Genomic DNA, 22,181 nt, shown 5'->3' on the forward strand with positions numbered 1-22,181 from the left:
TCGCTTACCCGGCCTACGGTGTGGAACGCTTTCAGTCCGTTGAAATCGCTGCGCTTACCTGACCTACACAACCTGCGATAGTAACGCGTTACGCATTCCTGTAGGCCCGTGCAAGCGAAGCGCCGCCGGGCAGAGCGGGCTTACAGCGCGTTAATTACCGCCTGCTGCTCAATCAGCTTCGCTTTCGCCTCTGCATACCCTTCCAGCTTCTCGCGCTCTTTGGCAATCACCGCTTCCGGTGCGCGCGCCACAAAGCCTTCATTGGAGAGCTTGGCTTCGATACGGCTCACTTCACCCTCGACTTTCGCCACTTCTTTCGCCAGACGCGCCAGCTCGGCCTCTTTGTCGATAAGCCCCGCCATCGGGATCAGCAGCTCGGCACCGTCGATGATTTTAGTGACCGAAACCGGACCTTTATTATCAGCAGGCAGCACGGTAATGCTTTCCAGACGCGCCAGGGTTTGCAGGAAGCTGCGGTTGTCGTTCACGCGACGGGTTGCGTCGGCGCTCGCACCGCGCAGCAGCAGTTCCAGCGGTTTACCCGGGGAGATATTCATCTCAGCGCGAATGTTACGCACCGCGATGATGGCCTGCTTCAGCCACTCGGTATCGGCCAGCGCCGCTTCATCAACCTGCGCCGCATCGTACTGCGGGAACGGTTGCAGCATGATAGTGTCGCCGGTGTTACCGCAAATCACTTTCACGCGTTGCCAGATAGTCTCGGTAATGAACGGGATGATTGGATGCGCCAGGCGCAGCAAACCTTCCAGCACGGTCACCAGCGTGTTACGTGTGCCGCGCAGTTCAGACTCAGAACCGCCGGTCATCACCGGCTTGGTCAGCTCCAGATACCAGTCGCAGAACTGGTTCCAGGTGAACTCATACAGGATGCCCGCCGCGATATCAAAGCGGTAGTTATCCAGCGCGTCACGGTAAGCTTTGATGGTCTGGTTAAACTCCGCCAGGATCCAGCGATCTGCCAGCGACAGGGTCATTTCGCCGCCGTTGAAGCCGCAATCCTGATCTTCGGTGTTCATCAGCACAAAACGGCTGGCGTTCCACAGCTTGTTACAGAAGTTACGGTAACCTTCCAGACGCTTCATATCCCAGTTGATATCGCGGCCGGTAGAGGCCAGCGCCGCCAGGGTGAAGCGCAGGGCGTCGGTGCCGTGCGGCTCGATGCCGTTCGGGAACTGCTTCTCGGTGCGCTTGCGAATTTTATCCGCCAGCTGCGGCTGCATCATGTTACCGGTACGTTTCTCCAGCAGATCCGCCAGAGAGATACCGTCAACCATATCCAGCGGGTCGATGACGTTGCCCTTGGACTTGGACATCTTCTGCCCTTCGTCATCGCGGATCAGGCCCGTCATATACACCGTATGGAACGGTACCTGCGGCTTGCCGTTTTCATCTTTGATGAAGTGCATGGTCATCATGATCATGCGGGCAATCCAGAAGAAGATGATGTCGAAGCCGGAAACCATCACGCTGGTTGGGTGGAACTGACGCAGAGCGTCGGTATTCTCCGGCCAGCCGAGGGTGGAGAACGTCCACAGCGCGGAGGAGAACCAGGTGTCCAGCACGTCTTCGTCCTGACGAAGCGCAATATCGGCGCTCAGGTTATTTTCCTGGCGCACTTCTTCTTCGGTGCGGCCCACGTAAACGTTGCCCGCTTCGTCGTACCATGCCGGGATACGGTGACCCCACCATAGCTGACGAGAGATACACCAGTCCTGAATATCGCGCATCCAGGAGAAGTACATGTTTTCGTACTGTTTCGGTACGAACTGAATATCGCCATTCTCAACCGCTTCAACCGCCGGTTTCGCCAGCACGTCGGCACGGACGTACCACTGGTCGGTCAGCATCGGTTCGATGACCACGCCGCCGCGGTCGCCGTAAGGTACGGTCAGGTCGTGCGGTTTGATCTCTTCCAGCAGGCCGAGGGCGTCAACGGCGGCGACCACCGCTTTACGCGCGGCAAAGCGCTCCAGCTTCTGAAACTCCGCCGGGATGTCGCTGGCATAAACCTCTGACTCTTCGCCTTTGGTATCGAACACCTGCGCGCTTTCCCGGATATCGCCGTCAAAGGTCAGGATGTTGATCATCGGAAGCTGATGACGCTTGCCGACTTCGTAGTCGTTGAAATCGTGCGCCGGGGTGATTTTCACGCAGCCGGTGCCTTTTTCCATATCGGCGTGTTCGTCGCCAACAATCGGAATGCGACGGTTAACCAGCGGCAGCACCACGAATTTGCCGATCAGATCTTTATAACGCGGATCTTCCGGGTTTACCGCGACACCGGTATCGCCGAGCAGGGTTTCCGGACGGGTGGTGGCGACCACCAGATAATCTTTACCGTCGGCGGTTTTTGCGCCGTCGGCCAGCGGATAGCGGATGTGCCACATCGAGCCTTTTGACTCGCGGTTTTCCACTTCCAGATCGGAGATGGCGGTACGCAGTTTCGGGTCCCAGTTGACCAGACGCTTACCGCGGTAAATCAGATCTTCTTTGTACAGGCGGACAAAGACTTCTTTCACGGCATTGGAAAGACCTTCGTCCATGGTGAAGCGCTCGCGCTCCCAGTCCACGGAGTTGCCGAGACGGCGCATCTGACGGGTAATCGTGCCGCCGGATTCTGCTTTCCACTGCCAGATTTTGTCGATGAAGGCATCGCGACCGTAGTCGTGGCGGGTTTTACCCTCTTCGGCGGCGATTTTACGCTCAACCACCATTTGGGTGGCGATGCCTGCATGGTCCGTGCCCGCCTGCCAGAGGGTGTTTTTACCCTGCATGCGCTGGTAGCGGATCATGGTATCCATGATGGTTTGCTGGAAAGCATGACCCATATGCAAGCTACCGGTGACGTTCGGCGGCGGGATCATGATGCAGAAGCTGTCCTGGCTTTCATCACCGTTGGGTTTGAAATAGCCCTGCTTTTCCCACTGCTCGTAAAGCGGCTGTTCGATATCTTGCGGGTTGTATGTCTTTTCCATTATTTCCAGGCTGCCGTATTCAGGTTAAAACCAGCCACGCGGTACGCTTTGTAGCGCTCGCGTGCCAGTTGTTTCAAAGAGTCTTCATAAGGGACGAAGTCTACCACTTCTGTGAAAGCGGTGGCAAAATCTGCGAAGTTTGTCCGCAGGCTGATGAGGATATCGCGCGGGCTGCTGTTACGCTTCTGCGGCCAGGCGATCTCCACCGGCGCGCCGCCGCGCGGACCTTCGCCTGCCAGATTGTGCGGCACAAAGCTCTCCGCCGGGCGCGCCCACAGCGCTTCGTCAAGGCGGATCGCCTGTTGCTCATCTTCGCAGGCGATCAGCACGCGTTTGCCGTTGCGCCAACGTTCTGCGGCAATTTCACACACCAGTTGTTCCACGGCGCTCAGGCCGTCGGTAGTGGTGTCGTTGTCCAGAAGGTAGAACGTTGCGTTTTTCATATAGGGCTTCTTGTGATGACGTTACCGGTGAAGGCCGGGTGGTCCGGCCTGGGTTTGGTGCCTTTCATGCCCGGTGGCGCTGCGCTTACCGGGCCTACGTTTTGGTGCTTTTAATGCCGGGTGGCGCTTCGCTTACCCGGCCTACGATATGGTGCCTTAATGCCGGGGGGCGCTTTGCTTACCCGGCCTACGATTTGGTGCCTTAATGCCGGGTGGCGCTTCGCTTACCCGGCCTACGGTTTGGTGCCTTAATGCCGGGTGGCGCTTTGCTTACCCGGCCTGGGATTTGGTGCCGTTTGTAGGCCGGGTAAGGCGAAGCCGCCACCCGGCATGGTGCATTACTCGTCGCCATTAAACCCGGCGCGATTCAACAGGAACTGCGACAGCAACGCTACCGGGCGACCGGTCGCGCCTTTAGCCTTGCCGGAGCGCCAGGCAGTACCGGCGATATCCAGATGCGCCCAGTTATATTTACGGGTAAAACGCGACAGGAAGCAACCCGCGGTGATTGCGCCGCCAGGACGCCCGCCGATATTCGCCATATCCGCAAAATTGGATTCCAGCTGATCCTGGAACTCGTCGGCCAGCGGCAGGCGCCACGCGCGATCGCCTGCCTGTTCGGACGCGCCGATCAGTTCGTGCGCCAGCGGGTTATGATTCGCCATCAGGCCGGTAATATGGTGGCCCAGAGCGATTACACAGGCGCCCGTCAGCGTCGCCACGTCAATCACCGTCTCCGGCTCAAAACGTTCAACGTAGGTCAGCACGTCGCACAGCACCAGACGGCCTTCGGCGTCGGTATTCAGCACCTCGACCGTCTGACCGGACATGGTGGTCAGCACGTCGCCAGGACGATACGCGCGGCCGCCAGGCATATTTTCACAGCCCGCCAGCACGCCGATGACGTTAATCGGAAGCTGAAGTTCCGCCACCATACGCATCACGCCGTACACCGCCGCCGCGCCGCACATGTCGTACTTCATCTCGTCCATCCCTTCGGACGGCTTGATGGAGATACCGCCGGAGTCGAAGGTAAGCCCTTTGCCCACCAGCACAATCGGGCGCGCGTCTTCGGAGGCAGCGCCTTTGTACTCGATCACCGACATCAGCGACTCGTTCTGCGAACCCGCGCCGACCGCCAGATAGGAGTGCATTCCCAGCTCTTTCATCTGCTGCTCGCCAATCACGCGAGTAATGACGTTTTTGCTGTAGCTGTCTGCCAGCTGGCGCGCCTGAGAAGCCAGGTAGGCGGCGTTACAGATATTCGGCGGCATATTGCCGAGATCTTTCGCGGCCTTGATCCCGGCGGCAATCGCCAGGCCGTGCTGAATGGCGCGCTCGCCGCTGGTCAGCTCGCGGCGGGTCGGCACGTTGAACACCATCTTACGCAGCGGACGACGCGGCTCGCTCCTGGTGGTTTTGAGCTGATCAAAGGTGTACAGCGTCTCTTTCGCCGTCTCCACCGCCTGACGCACTTTCCAGTAATTATTGCGCCCTTTCACATGCAGTTCGGTCAGGAAACAGACCGCTTCCATCGAACCGGTGTCGTTAAGGGTGTTGATCGTTTTCTGGATCACCTGCTTATACTGGCGCTCATCCAGTTCGCGCTCTTTGCCGCAGCCGATCAGCAGAATACGCTCTGACAGGACGTTCGGCACATGATGAAGCAGCAAGGTCTGCCCCGGTTTACCCTCCAGCTCGCCACGACGCAACAACGCGCTAATATAGCCGTCGCTGATTTTATCGAGCTGTTCGGCAATCGGGGAGAGGCGGCGCGGTTCAAAGACGCCCACGACGATACACGCGCTCCGCTGTTTCTCCGGGCTACCGCTTTTTACACTGAACTCCATGCACTACGCTCCTGAATCTTAAAGACAACAGCGGAAGCTGCGGATAGAATTGCAAGCTTTCGTAACTCATGTCCGCTGTTGCGGTGACTTCGTGATAATCTTACTGTGACGGTTTAAACACCTCAGAGCGTTTCTGAAGCGACCATACTGCTAAGTAAAACTATCTTAGCGATGTTTTCAACGACTCAAGAGCATAAATGACGTTTAAGCCATGAAACAAGCGATTTTCCAGCAAAAAGACGGGTTTTTACAGGCGTATTTAAAGTGATAATCATAAGATATCTGGTGCGGGAGACGCTCAAAAGCCAGCTGGCGATCCTTTTCATCCTGCTTCTGATCTTCTTCTGTCAGAAACTGGTACGAATTCTGGGCGCGGCGGTTGACGGCGAAATCCCAACAAACCTGGTGCTGTCGCTGTTGGGACTGGGCGTGCCTGAGATGGCGCAGCTTATCCTGCCGCTCAGCCTGTTCCTCGGGCTGTTGATGACGCTGGGCAAACTGTATACCGAAAGTGAAATTACGGTGATGCACGCCTGCGGCCTCAGTAAAGCCGTACTGGTGAAAGCGGCCATGATTCTGGCGCTGTTTACCGGCATCGTCGCAGCGGTGAACGTAATGTGGGCGGGGCCGTGGTCCTCCCGGCATCAGGATGAAGTGCTGGCCGACGCCAAAGCCAACCCCGGCATGGCGGCGCTGGCGCAGGGCCAGTTCCAGCAGGCCACTGACGGCAACTCGGTGCTGTTTATTGAGAGCGTCAGCGGCAGCAGTTTCCACGACGTATTCCTCGCCCAGCTGCGGCCAAAAGGCAACGCGCGTCCTTCTGTCGTGGTCGCGGACTCGGGCCAGATGGCCCAGCATAAAGACGGTTCCCAGAGCGTGACTTTAAACAAAGGCACCCGCTTTGAAGGCACCGCGATGCTGCGTGATTTCCGTATTACCGATTTCCAGAACTACCAGGCGATTATCGGCCATCAGGCGGTGACGCTCGACCCTGACGATACCGATCAGATGACTATGCGTACCCTGTGGAACACCGACACCGATCGGGCGCGGGCCGAACTGCACTGGCGTATCACGCTGGTGGCGACCGTGTTTATCATGGCGCTGATGGTGGTCCCGCTGAGCGTGGTTAACCCGCGTCAGGGGCGTGTGCTGTCGATGCTACCGGCGATGCTGCTGTACCTGATTTTCTTCCTGATACAGACCTCGCTAAAATCCAACGGCAGCAAAGGCAAGCTTGACCCGATGATCTGGATGTGGGCGGTGAACCTGCTTTACTTTGCGGTCGCTGTGGCCCTGAACCTGTGGGATACGGTGCCGATGCGCCGTCTGCGTGCCGGTTTCACGCGTAAAGGAGCGGTATAATGCAGGCATTTGGCGTACTTGACCGCTATATCGGCAAGACCATTTTCAACACCATCATGATGACGCTGTTCATGCTGGTGTCGCTCTCCGGCATCATTAAGTTCGTCGACCAGCTAAAAAAAGCCGGGCAGGGGAGCTACGACGCGCTGGGCGCGGGGATGTTTACTATTCTCAGCGTGCCCAAAGATATTCAGATTTTCTTCCCGATGGCGGCGCTGCTTGGCGCCCTGCTGGGGCTGGGGATGCTGGCGCAGCGCAGCGAACTGGTGGTGATGCAGGCTTCCGGCTTTACCCGACTTCAGGTAGCGCTGTCGGTGATGAAAACCGCCATTCCGCTGGTACTACTGACGATGGCGATTGGCGAATGGGTTGCCCCGCAGGGCGAACAGATGGCGCGTAACTATCGTGCCCAGGCGATGTACGGTGGCTCGTTGCTGTCAACGCAGCAGGGTTTATGGGCGAAAGACGGTAACGACTTTGTGTATATCGAACGCATTAAAGGTGACGATGAACTGGGCGGCGTGAGCATTTACGCGTTTAACGACCAGCGTCGCTTGCAGTCGGTGCGCTACGCCGCCTCGGCCAAATTCGACAAAGACCGCGGGCAGTGGAATTTGTCGCAGGTCGACGAGTCCAACCTGAAAGATCCGAAGCAGATCACCGGCACCCAGACCGTGAGCAGCACCTGGAAAACCAACCTCACGCCGGACAAACTCGGCGTGGTGGCGTTGGAGCCGGATGCGCTCTCCATCAGCGGCCTCTACAGCTACAGCCACTATTTGCAGTCCAGCGGTCAGGATGCGAGACGCTATGAGCTTAAGATGTGGAGTAAAATCTTCCAGCCGCTGTCGGTGGCGGTGATGATGCTGATGGCGCTGTCGTTTATCTTTGGTCCGCTGCGTAGCGTGCCAATGGGTGTGCGGGTCGTGACCGGTATCAGCTTTGGTTTTCTCTTCTACGTAATGGATCAGGTATTCGGTCCGTTAACGCCGTTATACAACGTTCCGCCGATCCTCGGCGCACTGCTGCCCAGCGCGCTGTTCTTCGTTATCAGCCTGCTGTTGATGATGAAACGGGCCTGACGCCTCTCCCTTCATCCGCCTGCGGGTGAAGGGATTTTCTGCTTTTCTCGGTTTATCCCGCTGCGCGAACTATGCTTTCCCTGTGTTCCACTTATTTCAGGGAAATTATGTCCAGATTCTTTTTTAATGACCGTAAACAACTGGTCAACGACGCCATCGAAGGGATTGTCCTCTCCGCCCCGCACGCTAACCTCGTTCGCCTCGACATCGACCCGGCGATCCGCGTCGTCGCTCGCGCCGACTGGGATAAAAGCCGCGTGGCGGTGATCTCCGGCGGCGGTTCCGGCCACGAACCGGCCCACGCCGGGTTTGTCGGTAAAGGGATGCTCACCGCCGCCGTCTGCGGCGACCTCTTCGCCTCGCCGAGCGTTGATGCGGTACTGAACGCCATCGTCGCCGTCACCGGCGATCGCGGCTGCCTGCTGATCGTCAAAAACTACACCGGCGACCGCCTTAACTTTGGTCTTGCCGCCGAGAAAGCCAAACGCCACGGCCTGAAGGTCGAGATGGTGATCGTCGCCGACGACATCGCCCTGCCGGACAACAAACAGCCGCGCGGCATTGCCGGAACGGCGCTGGTACATAAAATTGCGGGCTACGCCGCCGAGCAGGGCAAAAGCCTGAACGAAGTGCGCGACATCGCGCAGGAGACCTGCGACAACCTGTACAGCCTTGGCGTGGCGATGCAGACCTGCAACCTGCCGGGCAGCGACGACGAGGAAGGCCGCATTCCAGCGGGCCAGGCCGAGCTGGGACTCGGCATCCACGGCGAGCCGGGCGCGTCCACCCTCGACACGCATAACAGCAAAGCCATCATCGACGCGCTTGTCGCTCCGCTGCGCGAACAGGCGGGCGAGGGCCGCTTTGCCGTCCTGATTAACAACCTCGGCGGCGTCTCAGCGCTGGAGATGGCGCTGCTCACCAGAGAGCTGGCGCACTCGGCGTTAAAAGATCGGATTGCGTATCTGATCGGCCCCGCGCCGCTGGTCAGTTCGCTGGACATGAAAGGCTTTTCCCTCTCGCTGCTGCGTCTTAACGAGCGCGTTGAGCAGGCGCTCAACGCCAGCGTCGAGACCGTCGGCTGGCAAAAACCGGTGGCCTTCGCGCCGTTAAAAACCGCGCCGCATACCAAAATTCATGACAGCGTAGAGGTCGAACCGTCGGACAACCCGCGGGTAAAACAGATCGTTGCCACCGCCACCCGGACGCTGATCGAGCTTGAGAACCGCCTTAACGCGCTGGATGCCAAAGTGGGCGACGGCGACACCGGCTCTACCTTCGCCGAAGGCGCGCGCGACATCGCGCAGTTGCTTGAGAAGGGCAAACTGCCGCTCAACAACCCCGCCCAGCTTCTGCAACTGGTCGGCGAGCGGCTGGCCACGGTGATGGGCGGCTCCAGCGGCGTACTGATGTCGATCTTCTTCACCGCCGCCGGGCAGGCAGTACAGGATGATACCGCGCTGCCGGAAGCGCTGCTCACCGGACTGAAGCAGATGAAACACTACGGCGGAGCCGATTTGGGCGACCGAACGCTGATCGACGCCCTGCAACCGGCGCTGGACGCGCTGCGCAAAGGCGATATTCAGGCCGCCGCCAAAGCCGCGCAGCAGGGCGCTGACAACACCGCAACAATGCAGAAAGCGGGCGCAGGACGCTCATCTTACGTTAACAGCCAGAACCTCGACGGCGTCACCGACCCCGGTGCCGTCGCGGTCGCCGACGTCTTCGCCGCGCTGGTAAAAGGCTAATAAAAAGGCCGGGGCATTTACCCCGGCCAGTTAATTAACTCGCTCAACCACTCCAGGCTGTAGGCCGGTGCAAGCGCAGCGCCGCCCGGCAGTTACGCGCCGAAAGCCTGAACCTTGCCCTTAAAAATCCGCCTTCAACACCACGCGATATCGGGCTTTTCCCTCGCGCACGTGCTGCAACGCCTCGTTAATCTGCGACATCGGGAACTCCTCGGTCGTCGGCGCAACCTTCGCCCGACCGGCAAACTTCATCAGCTTACGCAGCTCATACGGCGTACCCGTCGCCGACCCGGAGATACTGCGGTCCCCACCAATCAGGGTAAACGCCGGTACCGGTAGCGGCTTCAGCACCGCGCCCACCGTGTGGAAATTACCGCCATACGCCAGCGCTTCAAAATACGGCTGCCAGTCCAGATCGACGTTCACGGTATTAATAATCAGATCGAACTGACCCGCCAGCGCCTTCAGCGCCTCCGGATCGCGACTGTTCACCACCTTATCCGCGCCCATTTTCAGCACTTCCTGCTCTTTCGCCGGATTAGAACTGAACGCCGTCACCTCGCAACCCATCGCATGCAGCAGCTTAATGGCGATATGCCCCAGCCCCCCAATCCCAATCACCCCGACGCGGCTGGTGGCCGTCACATGATGCATCAGCAGCGGCTTAAACACGGTGATCCCGCCGCACAGCAGCGGACCCGCCGACTCAATATCAATACTCTCCGGCAGCGGAATAACCCACTGCCAGTCCGCGCGCAGCTTATCGGCAAAACCGCCACGATTTAAAATGGTCGGCACCGCGCCTTCGAGACAGTTAATCTGATTACCGCTGATACAGGCATCGCAGTGCCCGCAGCTACGCGCCGTCCAGCCAACTCCCACGCGCTGCCCCACTTTCAGGCCCTTGTCCTGCGCATCGCTGCCGAGCGCCACCACGCGACCAATCACCTCATGACCGGCCACCAGCGGATACTGCGACATTCCCCACTCGTTATCGATCATCGACAAATCCGAGTGGCAGATCCCGCAGTAATCCACCTGCACCTCGACGTCCTGCGCCTTTAGTTCACCCGCGTCGTACTCGTACAGTTCCAGATCGCTCCCGGCTTCTTTTGCGGCATAGCTTTTAATTGTGGACATGGTTTACCCCTCGTGTGGTGTTGAATGGGAAGTGTAGAGCATGGGAAGAGGGGGCGCTTGGCTGAAGAGGGCATGAGGGGAGGGAGCTATTTTAGGAATGAGTTGATTACGCTGTTTTTTTCGACACTTAGCGCGGCGTATGTACGCTGCCGCTTGCAAGGTTGCGTATGACAGGTATAATCCACAACGTTTTCCGCATACCTCTTCCAGTGCCGGAGTGGCGAAATCGGTAGACGCAGTTGATTCAAAATCAACCGTAGAAATACGTGCCGGTTCGAGTCCGGCCTTCGGCACCATAGGAACATCAATAGACGTCAACGGACGTCTTTTTTTGTGCCTGAAATCCAGTATTTACACATCATTCCCGCTATATTAACTCTCTCAAGGTCAACCGACTTCAACGTACATCTACCAACAGATGTTGGTACAGATGATGGTATTTCCGGTTCGATAATGCTTGTACCAACAGGGAGGGGATAAGCATGGCTCTAACAGATATCAAAGTCAGAACAGCCAAGCCAATGGATAAGCAATACAAGCTGACCGATGGCAACGGTATGCATCTTCTCGTCCACCCAAATGGTTCAAGATACTGGCGTCTGCAGTACCGTTATGACGGCAAGCAAAAGATGCTGGCACTTGGGGTTTATCCTGAAATCACATTGGCGGATGCCAGAACTCGTCGTGACGAAGCACGTAAGCTGTTGGCGAATGGTATCGATCCGGGAGACAAAAAGAAAAATGATAAGGTTGAACTGGAAGAAGCGCGCACTTTCGAAGAGATCGCTGTTGAGTGGCATGCCACAAATAAAAAATGGTCGCAAGAACATAGTCGACGGGTGTTGAAAAGCCTGGAAGACAACCTCTTTCCTGCCATTGGCAAACGTAATATTGCCGAACTAAAAACGCGAGACCTGTTAGCCCCTATTAAAGCTGTAGAACAGTCGGGGAGACTAGAAGTGGCTTCCCGGCTACAACAGCGAACTACTGCAATTATGCGTTATGCCGTTCAGAGCGGTTTGCTTGACTATAATCCCGCGCAGGAGATGGTGGGTGCCGTTGCTTCAAGTAACAGACAGCATCGAGCAGCTCTTGAACTGAAACGTATTCCCGAGCTTCTTCAACGAATTGACAGCTATACCGGTAGGCCTTTAACTCGCCTTGCCGTTGAGCTAACCCTCCTTGTCTTTATTCGTTCCAGTGAACTGCGTTTTGCCCGTTGGTCAGAGATCGATTTCGAAACATCTATGTGGACGATTCCAGCCGAGCGTGAAGCTATCGAAGGAGTAAAGCACTCCCAGCGTGGCTCAAAAATGCGTACACCTCATCTGGTACCGCTTTCCCGACAGGCATTAAATATCCTGGAGCAGATAAAGACGTTTAGTGGTGATCATGAACTGATCTTTATTGGCGATCATAATCCTCGTAAACCGATGAGTGAAAACACGGTTAACAAATCTTTGCGAGTGATGGGATATGACACACAGCTTGAAGTCTGCGGCCACGGTTTCAGGACCATGGCGTGTAGTTCATTGATTGAGTCAGGATTATGGTCGAGGGATGCAGTCGAACGGCAGATGAGCCATATGGAGCGTAACTCTGTGCGAGCGGCTTACATTCACAAAGCTGAGCATCTTGATGAGCGCAAACTGATGCTGCAATGGTGGGCTGATTTTCTGGATGCGAATAGGGATAAGGCGGTGAGTCCGTTTGACTTTGCCAAGCTTGGGCTGTGATTAGCCGCGGTTTCTCCCACAAAATGCGGAGTGGGGATTTTGCATAAGTTAAAGCAGTCTATCCAAAGGAGACCAACAGTGCCAGCAGTGATGCTGGTGCTGCTAGTTAATGACGCTGCTAATTTTTTGTCTATTTTGCAATATGCGTTATGTCTCTCGATAGTAACCCTGTGTTAAATATCGATAGGGCCAGTCTGCCGCAATGAAGAATCGAAAGAAGGTATTGATTTAAGTGGGGAGTGTTTACTTACCTGTTCGGACCGGTTTTTTTCGATACAATGCTACCAGTATTTAACTAATTCTAAGCACAGGCGCTTTATAATCGAGAGGCGATTGAATGGATGCTTTAAGGGCTACAACATCGACAAATTTCAGTTTTCTCGCTGAACATGACCCGCTGTTTCTACAAATCGCCGCTGCTGCAGAAAATGCCTTCTCAGGCGATCCCAACACCACCTTGATTAAATTGCGCCAACTAGGTGAAGCCTTAGCACAACATATTGCTGCGCTGGTCGGGCTCACGTTTGATGAACCGCCCACTCAGGCTGATTTACTCTACCGCCTCAATCGCGAGCTAAAATTTGAACCCATGGTACGCGAGCTATTTCATCTATTGCGGATAGAGGGCAACAAGGCCACTCACCAGTTCAAAACCAAGCACAAAGAGGCGCTGGATGGCTTAAAAGTGGCGCGAGCGCTAGCTATCTGGTTCCACCAATCTTTCGGAAAGCAGGGCGCGGCCTTTAAACCCGGCGCTTTTATTGCTCCCCCAGACCCGAGCAATCAGCTCAGGCAACTCCAAACGGAAATCGATCGCCTCAAAAGTGAGCTCACTAACGCCAACATACAGCTAGATTCCAGCCAACAGCTGCAAAAGTTACTGGTGCAGGAAAAGAGTGAATATGAAACGCTGGCGCTAGCCATGGATGATGAAACCAAGGTGTTAGCATCGCAGGCGAAAGAACAGGAAATTGAACTCGAAAAGCTTCGACAACAATACGATGAAAAACTAAAAAACCTACAAGCACAGCTGACCGAAAAAGATGAAAAGCAGGCCCGAACAAGACGGCAAGAGTTTACCCAGAAGAGCCGCCGTGCCAGCCAACATATCGCGTTAAATGAAGAACTCACCCGTATACTAATTGACCAAAACTTAAATGATGCGGGCTGGCTTGCTGACAGTCAGGAACTGACCTGGGCTAACGGAACTCGCCCTGAAAAGGGGATCAACAAAGCCATTGCCGAATGGCCTACGGAGCATCAGGGTAAAAAAGGCCGCGCTGATTACGTTCTTTTTTGCGGTTTAACTCCGCTGGCCACGGTCGAAGCCAAAAAAGAAAACACCGATGTTGCGGGAAAAATTCCGCAGGCAGAGCGCTACAGTAAAGGCTTCAAAATCACTTTCCCCATGATCGGTGCATGGGAGCGGGAAGGCAGAACCATTGCATGGGCGGATGAAACTGACGGGCATTACATTATCCCGTTTGTATACTCCTGCAACGGTCGCCCCTACGTGCCACAGTTGGCCGAGTCATCAGGAACTTGGTTCAGGGATGTGCGAGAACCGTCCAACATCCGCCGTGCGCTGCAAAAGTTTCATACCCCACAGGGTTTGCTGGATAAGCTCGAACGCAGCAAAGACAGCGCCGAACAGAAGTTAAAGCAAGAAGGCTTCGCTTACCTCCGGTTACGTGATTATCAGCAAAAGGCCATTCTCGCCGTTGAAAGCACATTGGCGCAAAACATCCGCAATGCCCTGCTGGCGATGGCGACCGGCACCGGGAAAACACGCACCATTGTTGGCTTGATGTACCGTTTTCTGAAAACTGAACGCTTCAAGCGCATCCTGTTTCTGGTTGACCGCACGGCTTTGGGCGACCAAGCCACGGACACCTTCAAAGAAGCGCCGCTGGAGCAAAACCAGACGCTGTCTCAGATTTACAATATCGCTGAGCTCGGCGATATGGCGACACAGGCAGAAACTCGAGTACAGGTCGCGACGGTACAGGCCATGGTTAGCCGCATTTTTGCCTCGGACACACCCCCGCCGGTGGATGAGTTCGACTGCATCATCGTTGATGAAGCCCACCGAGGCTACACCTTAGATCAAGAAATGACGGAAGGGGAGCTCTCGACCCGTGACGCCAGCCAATACCTCTCTAGCTACCGTCGGGTGCTCGATTATTTCGACGCGGTAAAAATCGGCCTTACCGCCACCCCGGCGAAACACACCAGCGATATCTTCGGCAAACCGATTTACATCTACTCCTACCGAGAAGCCGTGGCTGATGATTGGCTTATCGATCATGAACCTCCAATCCGTTATGAAACGCTGCTGACGCAAAATGGCATCCACTTTGACAAAGGGAGTCAGGTACATGCCATTAATATCCACACCGGAGAGGTTGAGATTGACCAGCTAGAAGACGAGCTGGATTTCAACGTCGATGCATTTAACCGTGGCGTCATCAGTGAAAACTTTAATCGGGTTATTTGCCAACAACTCGTGAAAGAGCTCGACCCCTTTGGCGAAGAGAAAACGTTGGTTTTCTGCGTTACAGACAAACATGCCGACATGGTCAAACGCCTGCTGGATGAAGCGTTCTCTGCCGAATATGAAAACTATAATCAAGCGGCCGTAGAAAAAATCACTGGTGGAAGTGACAAAGTCAATCAGCTGATCAAACGTTATAAAAATGAGCGCTATCCGAATATTGCAGTCACCGTTGATTTGCTTAGTACCGGCATTGATGTGCCGAAGATTTGTAATCTGGTTTTCTTGCGTCGGGTGAAGTCACGTATTTTATTTGAACAGATGATAGGCCGCGCAACGCGCCGCTGTGATGACATTGGCAAAACGGTCTTCCGTATTTACGATCCAGTGGATATTTATGAGGCCCTCAGCGACGTCAACACTATGAAACCGTTGGTCAAAGACCCCAATATCACGCTTGAGCAATTGGTCAGCGAGTTAACCGATACTGAACAGCTTGAAAAAGCGCTCAACAGCCCCGGCGAACAGACAGGTGAAACTCAGGCCGATGTGGTGCTCAGTCAGTTAAGCCAAAAGGTGATGCGCATCCTGCGTAAAGCGGAAAAACGGTCAGAAAATCGCCCAGCGGTGAAACAAAAATTGGCTGACCTCCATCAACTGTGGGGCGTTGAGCCAAAACAGCTGCATCAACATCTGCATCACTTAGGGCCGCGTCAGGCGGCAGCTTTCATCCAACAACAGCAAGGGCTAATTAGCCAGCTCAACGAGATAACTACATTACTCGGAAGTGAATACCGGCCGATTATTTCTGAGCATCATGACCAACTACAGGAACGTAATCAGAGCTACGGTAGCCATCAGCGGCCAGAAGATTACTTGGAAAGCTTTGCGGATTTTATTCAGCAGCAGCTTAACCAATCCACTGCGCTGGCCGTGGTTGTCAACAAACCCCGCGACCTCACTCGTGAACAGCTTAAAGAGATCCGCTTATTATTAGACGGTGCGGGTTATTCCGAAGCTAAACTACAAACTGCCGTGCGTAATCAAACCAATCAGGATATCGCCGCAAGCATTGTCGGCCATATTCGCCGTGCTGCACTAGGGGAGCCTCTTGTGCCTTTTGCACAGCGCGTATCACAGGCAATGATCAACATTTATAACAGCCGCGCATGGACAACCCAGCAACGAAAATGGCTGGATCGTCTGGCAAAACAGCTGGTTCATGAAGTGATCATTGATCACCAATTTATTAACAGTAGTTTTGCTGACGATGGCGGCGTAAAACAGCTCAATAAGATATTGGTAGACCAATTGGACAGCGTGCTGGATGAACTTAACGGTGCGATATGGCCACAACAAAGCGCCTGATTCTGGTAAAATTCGCTAGCGAAACTCGCCTTTTTAATCGCGCTTGCGGCATATTTCGCGAGCGAATGCAGGAAAAATAATGAGTAATAATAACGATATCGTACAAAAACTGTGGAACCTGTGTGATGTACTGCGTGATGACGGCATCAACTACAGCGATTACGTCACCGAACTAGTGCTACTACTGTTTATCAAAATGGTGCATGAAAATACCGAAGCAGAAATATTAGATCAGCACACTTTACCGCAGGGCTGCCGCTGGGGCGATCTCAACAGTTTATCGGGCCTCAACCTGCTTAACCATTACAAACAAATGCTGTTGAAGCTCTCCAGCGGCAAAGACGCTGAAGGTAATTCGGTTCATGCCGACCCGCTGATTAGCGCCATTTATGACGATGCGCAGACTCGCCTGCGTGAGCCTCGTCATCTCGAACAGATGATCCGCACCCTCGACCAAATTGACTGGTTTAGTGCTAAAAAAGACGGTCTCGGTGATCTTTATGAAGGTCTGCTGGAGAAAAACGCCGGAGAGACAAAATCTGGCGCAGGACAATATTTTACGCCGCGAGCCTTAATTAACAGCATGGTACGCTGCATTAAGCCACAGGCTGGAGAAGTGATCCAAGATCCCGCTGCGGGGACCGCAGGATTTTTGATTGCCGCCGATCAATACATCAAGCAACAAACCGACAACCTCTACGACCTGACGGCCAAAGCGAGAACCTTTCAAAAAAATAAAGCCTTTGTTGGTGTGGAACTGGTTCCGTCTACGCGCCGCTTGGCACTGATGAACTGCCTGCTGCACGGCATGGAAGGGGATGACGAAGGCGTCGTGCATCAGGGGAACGCGCTGGGTATGGCGGGGGCTAGTTTGCCTAAAGCTGATATCATTCTTGCTAACCCGCCATTTGGTACGGCGAAGGGAGGCGAAGCCAGCATTACCCGAGATTTTACACACCCAACCGGTAACAAACAGCTGGCATTTTTGCAGCACATCTATAATAACTTAAAACCGGGTGGACGTGCCGCAGTGGTGCTGCCCGATAACGTCCTATTTGAAACGGGGGTCGGCACCGAAATTCGTCGCGACCTGATGAACAAATGCAACCTACACACCATTTTGCGTTTACCCACCGGGATTTTTTATGCCCAAGGGGTGAAAACCAACGTTTTGTTCTTCACCAAAGGCAGCGCCAACAACAAACATCAGGATGAAAACTGTACCGAAAACGTCTGGGTTTATGACCTGCGCAGCAACATGCCAAGCTTTGGCAAACGCACCCCGTTTGGTGAGCAACATTTAAAACCCTTTGAAGCGGTTTATGGTGATGATTCCAACGGCCAAAGCCCGCGTAGCGAAGGGGAATGGAGCTTTAGCTCCGACAAGCTCGACGCGCCCGATAACGCCGAAAATCAGCACGTTGATGACCGCATGGCGACCAGCCGCTGGCGCACATTCAGCCGCGAATGGATCCGCGATGTTAAAGGTGATTCATTAGATATCTCATGGCTGAAAGATAACAGCAGCGTTGATGCTGCTAACCTGCCTGAACCTAGCGTATTAGCGATTGAAGCAAAGGAAGAATTAACCACTGCTTTAGCAGAGCTGGATGCTTTATTGACTGTATTAGGAGCAACTCGCTGATGAGTGAGATTATTCTACCTGAAGGGTGGTCCAATTGTACTCTTGCAGATATTGCTGAAGTTAACCCTAAAAAAATAGAGGCTGAACAAGACATAAATGCAGGCTTTGTTTCTATGTCCCATGCCCCAACAAACTATAATGGGAAATTAGAGTTTGAAGAAAAAACGTGGGGTGAGATTGGCAAGTCTTACACTAACTTTAAAAATGATGATGTGATTTTTGCAAAAGTAACGCCCTGTTTTGAAAATGGTAAAGCAGCAATTGTAAAAGACATGCCAAATAATATCGGAGCAGGCAGCTCTGAATTTTATGTTCTACGCGCTCGTAATCAAGAGATACCAGCCAGTTATTTACTTGGGATTATTAAGACCAGAAAATTTATGCAGGAAGGTGCAGAAAATATGACAGGTGCTGTTGGTCTGCGCCGTGTTCCAAGGGCTTTCGTTGAAAGTTTTCCTTTGATGCTTCCCCCTCTTGCAGAACAAAAAATCATCGCCGATAAACTCGACATTCTGCTGGCACAGGTCGATAGCACCAAAGTACGCCTTGAGAAAATACCACAAATCCTAAAGCATTTTCGTCAGGCGGTGTTGGCGGCAGCGGTGAGTGGGAAATTGACGGAGGAGTGGCGTGGTACAGCTATCCTAAATAACTGGAAAAGCGGGGTACTTAAGAATTTCATAAAGAAACCGTCTTACGGTACTTCTGCAAAGTCTCAAAAAGAAGGGTTAATCCCTGTGCTAAGAATGGGGAACCTTCAAAATGGTGAATTGAATTGGTCTGATTTAGTTTATACATCAGATGAAAATGAAATTGAAAAATATAACCTAATAGCTGGCGATATATTATTTAATCGAACAAACAGCCCCGAGTTAGTAGGTAAGACCTCTATTTATAGAGGAGAAAAACAAGCAATTTATGCTGGGTATTTGATTAAAATCCAGTGTTTAGAGGAACTAAATCCTGAATATCTCAATTATCATCTTAATAGCCATATAGCGAAGCAATACTGTTATGAAGTTAAATCTGATGGCGTTAGTCAATCAAATATTAATGCTCAAAAACTGGCGGCGTACCCTTTAGAAGTACCACCAATCAAAGAACAAAACGAAATTGTCCGCCGCATAGAACAACTCTTCGCCTGTGCTGACGGCATCGAAAAGCAGGTACAAAACGCCCTTGAGCGCGTCAACAACCTCACACATTCGATCTTGGCTAAAGCATTTCGTGGGGAACTCACGGCACAATGGCGGGCAGAAAATCCCGAATTAATCAGCGGTGAAAATAGCGCACAATCATTGCTGGTAAGAATTCAACAGCAGCGTAAAAGTATAAAAAACATCAAGCAAAGAAAAGGTAAAAGTTAATGAGACTGATATCTTTAAACTTGAGTGGCGGCTACAAAGGCTTGAAAGATCAGTTCTTTGATTTTAGTTATGCCCAAGATAATATATTTGCATTGATTGGCCTTAATGGTTCTGGTAAATCTCAATTGCTTGAGTTAATCGGGGAAACTTTTGCTTATCTAGAGCGATGGCAACGTGCAGAGTTCAAAAATAAAACATCGTTAGGTTTTAGCGTTGCGGTACACTATCAATGGGATCTTAGAAATGATAGTGCTGTTATGTCTTACCCAGACGAGCTCATGAATCATGGTGAGAGTATTGAGCTAAAGGTAACTATTGAGCTTGACGGAGCTGTGGTTTTAAATGTTCGTGGTGCTGATGAGTGGCATGTAATACAGCTTGGTGAGCGCCATTTTCCCATCCCTCTCGTGGTTGGTTATGCTTCGGGGCTAAACGAAAATTTACAGCGAAGTTTTATGAAAAATGCTGTGCAATATTTTGAAGTTCGTCGAATTAGTAGCCAGCGTCTAAAAATGCTATCACGAGAAATCAATGATGAACAGTTGGCTGAAATCAATAAAAAGTATCTTAAAAAATACCCACACATATTTGATCCTTTATCAGAAGGTGATTTTTTTCCAAATTATCACCTGAATTTGAGAGAAGTAAACCCTGCCTCTAGCAATTTCAACTACCTTGATTACGATAATGTTGGGCTCTTAATTTTATCACTATCGATTCTTCCGACAGAGACAGTATTTCAACTGTTGGATGAAATAACATATAAGCATCCCGTCAAAGCCGTACTTCATTACGACTTTCGTTCCGGTATCATAGAAGATGATGCCATTCGTGATGTGAAAATGTTGATCCGTATAGCAGGCTCCGATCAAGTAAAGCCAACAGGAGGCCGAACGACAGATAACCAGTATGAGCTTTATGAGTTAGAATATCTGTCTGGAGAAATCACTCTCGAATTAAGTGATGAGACTGTCTTAAACAGACTTCGTGAAGATAACTACTATGATTCTTTCGCATTATTTAAAAGGCTTAACAATATTCAACAGCTTGGCATAAAGAACTGGGATCGTACATCTCGTTTGAAATTGATGAAAGATGATTTTATAGGTACGGTAAAAAAACCACTCCAGTCAAGATTACCTTTATCTGTTGTTGAATTATTAATGGCTAATGAACAGGGTGATACCGTTAAGTTTGATGATTTATCTGACGGTGAAGCTCAATTGATTCAGGTTATCGCGGCTACGCGGATATTCAGTCAGGCTCAGGCTATATTTCTTTTTGATGAGCCTGAAACACACCTTAATCCTTCTTGGCGAACCTATTTTCACCAGCGTTTGACCGAAGCTTTTACACCGGAAAATGAAAGTAAAGGGCAATCACAGTTCTTTTTATCTACTCACTCACCATTCATGATTTCCTCGCTCAAACGCGAGAACGTATTTTTCTTCGAGCGTAATGACATGGGTTATATCAGTATGGAACCGGTATCCAGCCAGACTTACGGTACTTCATTTGATATCTTGGTTAAGAATCACTATGGTTTACGATCCCTTATTTCACAGACAGTGGTAGAGGATGTTAAAAATCGATTACCAGAAGATAATGATCCTGAAGCAGTTATAGTTGCGCGACGCTGGATTGAGGAAAATTTGGGAGATTCAATGGAAAAGGCTTATCTGCTAAGGAAACTAGAGAACTAATGTTATTCTCACTCAACCCACAGACGCCTCAATGTTCTGTATTTGCATTGCTTAATGCTGAGTTTCTTCATTTTCTGGACTCCAGTATTAATGCAGATGCTTTCTCAGAGGGATTATTTCGAACTTTTTTTGAGATAATAGACAATGTAGAGGTAGCTGTTCCCAGTGTATGTTGGAGTAATATACCCACAAGAGAGAAATTTCAGGACTTATGGGAAGCTCTACCTAATACCGTTGCTAATCGCCGGAGATTGTCGGTTCAAATAAGCCAGGCTCAGGATATTGTTGTATTTTTTAACGATACCCAAACAGTGTTGCCAGAATTAGTGCCAGCCTCATTATTCAAAGCGTGTAAGGCATTAACAACTCATCTGTTTACGCGTACCAAAGATCTCGCTCAAGCAAAGTCACAATCCAATAACTCTATTGAAATACATTATCAGAATTTTGTTGTGGGAAATAACAATGGTCATCTTTGTCCTATTTGTGGCACAGCTCTTCTCTCTCAAAATAGGGAAAGCGTGGCAGATGAAGAACAGTGGCGTTCAGATTATGACCACGTGCTCTGCAAAGATAAGTATCCAGTTTACAGTGTCCATCCAGGCAATTTTATTCCTACCTGCCACATCTGTAATAGCAAGGCAAAAGGGGCAAAAGATGTATTGAGAGCTCAAAGCGGCCAACGGAGAACAGCATTTTATCCACTTCCACCAGCACAAGAGTCATGTGAACCATATATATCAGTGACACCCCAGCTAAGTAGTCGTAGTGATTTAGTTACAGACTCTTGGGAAACGCCTTTAACATCAGTTTCAATTTCATATGTAAATGCTCCGGCAGAAGTATTGAACAAGATAGAAGTTTGGAAAGAGATTTATCAAGTACCTGAAAGAGTTGAGCAACATCTTAAGGCTAATTTTTTCACACGCATAGCATCTGATCTTCAGCCAACAAATTTTGATGACTTCTGTCAACAATTACAAAGGCGTACAAGAAATACTCCACCAGATTATAAGCAGTCAGAATGGAGATTTTGGTGGCAGAAAGTTTATGAATTCTTAGGAAACCAAAATCAACTCTATTTGCGTGATGTATGGTTAATGGTTGAGTGGAAACAAAGACAATCAAATGATGCTGATATGGCACATGAATTTAGTTAATAAATGCTATTGGACTTATGCGCATTATCCTTGAGTTAATTGGATGGTTATATTAATCTTCCGCTTGAAGAGATGCCAGAAAAA

The 22,181-nt window shown here is 51.8% G+C and carries 13 protein-coding genes and 1 tRNA gene; 10 read left to right on the forward strand and 4 right to left on the reverse strand.

The genetic code is table 11. From position 1 onward, the window contains the following. Positions 1-140 precede the first annotated feature (140 nt). From ACMGGS_RS09730 to pepA, 3 genes are all read right to left on the reverse strand, one after another. On the reverse strand, positions 141-2,996 hold the full coding sequence (locus tag ACMGGS_RS09730; protein WP_414165908.1) for a valine--tRNA ligase: 2,856 nt from the start codon (positions 2,994-2,996) through the stop codon (positions 141-143). Beyond that, positions 2,996-3,439 (reverse strand): DNA polymerase III subunit chi, encoded by a 444-nt coding sequence (gene holC / locus ACMGGS_RS09735; RefSeq protein ID WP_194207985.1) that lies wholly within the window; start codon positions 3,437-3,439, stop codon positions 2,996-2,998. Before holC ends, ACMGGS_RS09730 begins: the two co-directional genes overlap by 1 nt. 338 nt (positions 3,440-3,777) lie before the next feature. After that, on the reverse strand, positions 3,778-5,289 hold the full coding sequence (pepA, locus tag ACMGGS_RS09740; protein ID WP_414165909.1) for a leucyl aminopeptidase: 1,512 nt from the start codon (positions 5,287-5,289) through the stop codon (positions 3,778-3,780). 264 nt (positions 5,290-5,553) lie between these two features. On the opposite strand from pepA, the gene lptF reads away from it, so the two are divergent. The 3 genes from lptF (at position 5,554) to ACMGGS_RS09755 (ending at position 9,484) form a co-directional block, all read left to right on the forward strand. After that, on the forward strand, positions 5,554-6,654 hold the full coding sequence (gene lptF / locus ACMGGS_RS09745) for an LPS export ABC transporter permease LptF (RefSeq protein WP_414165910.1): 1,101 nt from the start codon (positions 5,554-5,556) through the stop codon (positions 6,652-6,654). Continuing rightward, the gene (lptG, locus tag ACMGGS_RS09750; protein ID WP_414165911.1) at positions 6,654-7,736 is read left to right on the forward strand and encodes an LPS export ABC transporter permease LptG; all 1,083 of its coding nucleotides are present in this window, start codon (positions 6,654-6,656) and stop codon (positions 7,734-7,736) included. Before lptF ends, lptG begins: the two co-directional genes overlap by 1 nt. 107 nt (positions 7,737-7,843) lie before the next feature. Then, on the forward strand, positions 7,844-9,484 hold the full coding sequence (locus tag ACMGGS_RS09755) for a dihydroxyacetone kinase subunit DhaK (protein ID WP_414165912.1): 1,641 nt from the start codon (positions 7,844-7,846) through the stop codon (positions 9,482-9,484). 120 nt (positions 9,485-9,604) lie between these two features. Here the strand turns inward: ACMGGS_RS09755 and ahr are convergent, their stop codons facing one another. Then, positions 9,605-10,624: an NADPH-dependent aldehyde reductase Ahr gene (gene ahr / locus ACMGGS_RS09760; RefSeq protein ID WP_414165913.1), complete on the reverse strand. Its 1,020-nt coding sequence runs from the start codon at positions 10,622-10,624 to the stop codon at positions 9,605-9,607. A gap of 211 nt (positions 10,625-10,835) precedes the next feature. Here ahr and ACMGGS_RS09765 point away from each other — a divergent pair. The 7 genes from ACMGGS_RS09765 to ACMGGS_RS09795 all read left to right on the forward strand — a co-directional run bounded on the left by ACMGGS_RS09765 (position 10,836) and on the right by ACMGGS_RS09795 (position 22,097). Further along, positions 10,836-10,920 (forward strand) — tRNA-Leu (locus tag ACMGGS_RS09765). 186 nt (positions 10,921-11,106) lie between these two features. After that, a complete protein-coding gene (locus ACMGGS_RS09770; protein ID WP_045141865.1) occupies positions 11,107-12,360 on the forward strand; it encodes a tyrosine-type recombinase/integrase in 1,254 nt (417 codons plus the stop codon). 337 nt (positions 12,361-12,697) lie between these two features. Then, a complete protein-coding gene (hsdR, locus tag ACMGGS_RS09775) occupies positions 12,698-16,222 on the forward strand; it encodes a type I restriction-modification system endonuclease (protein WP_045141866.1) in 3,525 nt (1,174 codons plus the stop codon). A gap of 79 nt (positions 16,223-16,301) precedes the next feature. Then, positions 16,302-17,867, forward strand: a complete 1,566-nt coding sequence (locus ACMGGS_RS09780) for an N-6 DNA methylase (protein WP_045141867.1) — start codon at positions 16,302-16,304, stop codon at positions 17,865-17,867. Then, complete coding sequence (locus ACMGGS_RS09785; RefSeq protein ID WP_142462376.1) at positions 17,867-19,234, forward strand: restriction endonuclease subunit S; 1,368 nt, start codon at positions 17,867-17,869, stop codon at positions 19,232-19,234. The genes ACMGGS_RS09780 and ACMGGS_RS09785 overlap by 1 nt, the downstream gene beginning before the upstream one ends. After that, complete coding sequence (locus ACMGGS_RS09790) at positions 19,234-20,937, forward strand: AAA family ATPase (protein ID WP_045141869.1); 1,704 nt, start codon at positions 19,234-19,236, stop codon at positions 20,935-20,937. Before ACMGGS_RS09785 ends, ACMGGS_RS09790 begins: the two co-directional genes overlap by 1 nt. Beyond that, on the forward strand, positions 20,937-22,097 hold the full coding sequence (locus ACMGGS_RS09795; RefSeq protein WP_089528226.1) for a hypothetical protein: 1,161 nt from the start codon (positions 20,937-20,939) through the stop codon (positions 22,095-22,097). The genes ACMGGS_RS09790 and ACMGGS_RS09795 overlap by 1 nt, the downstream gene beginning before the upstream one ends. Positions 22,098-22,181 lie beyond the last annotated feature (84 nt).

The organism is Superficieibacter sp. BNK-5 (genome assembly GCF_047456055.1).
In the GTDB taxonomy this organism is placed as follows: Bacteria; Pseudomonadota; Gammaproteobacteria; order Enterobacterales; family Enterobacteriaceae; genus Superficieibacter.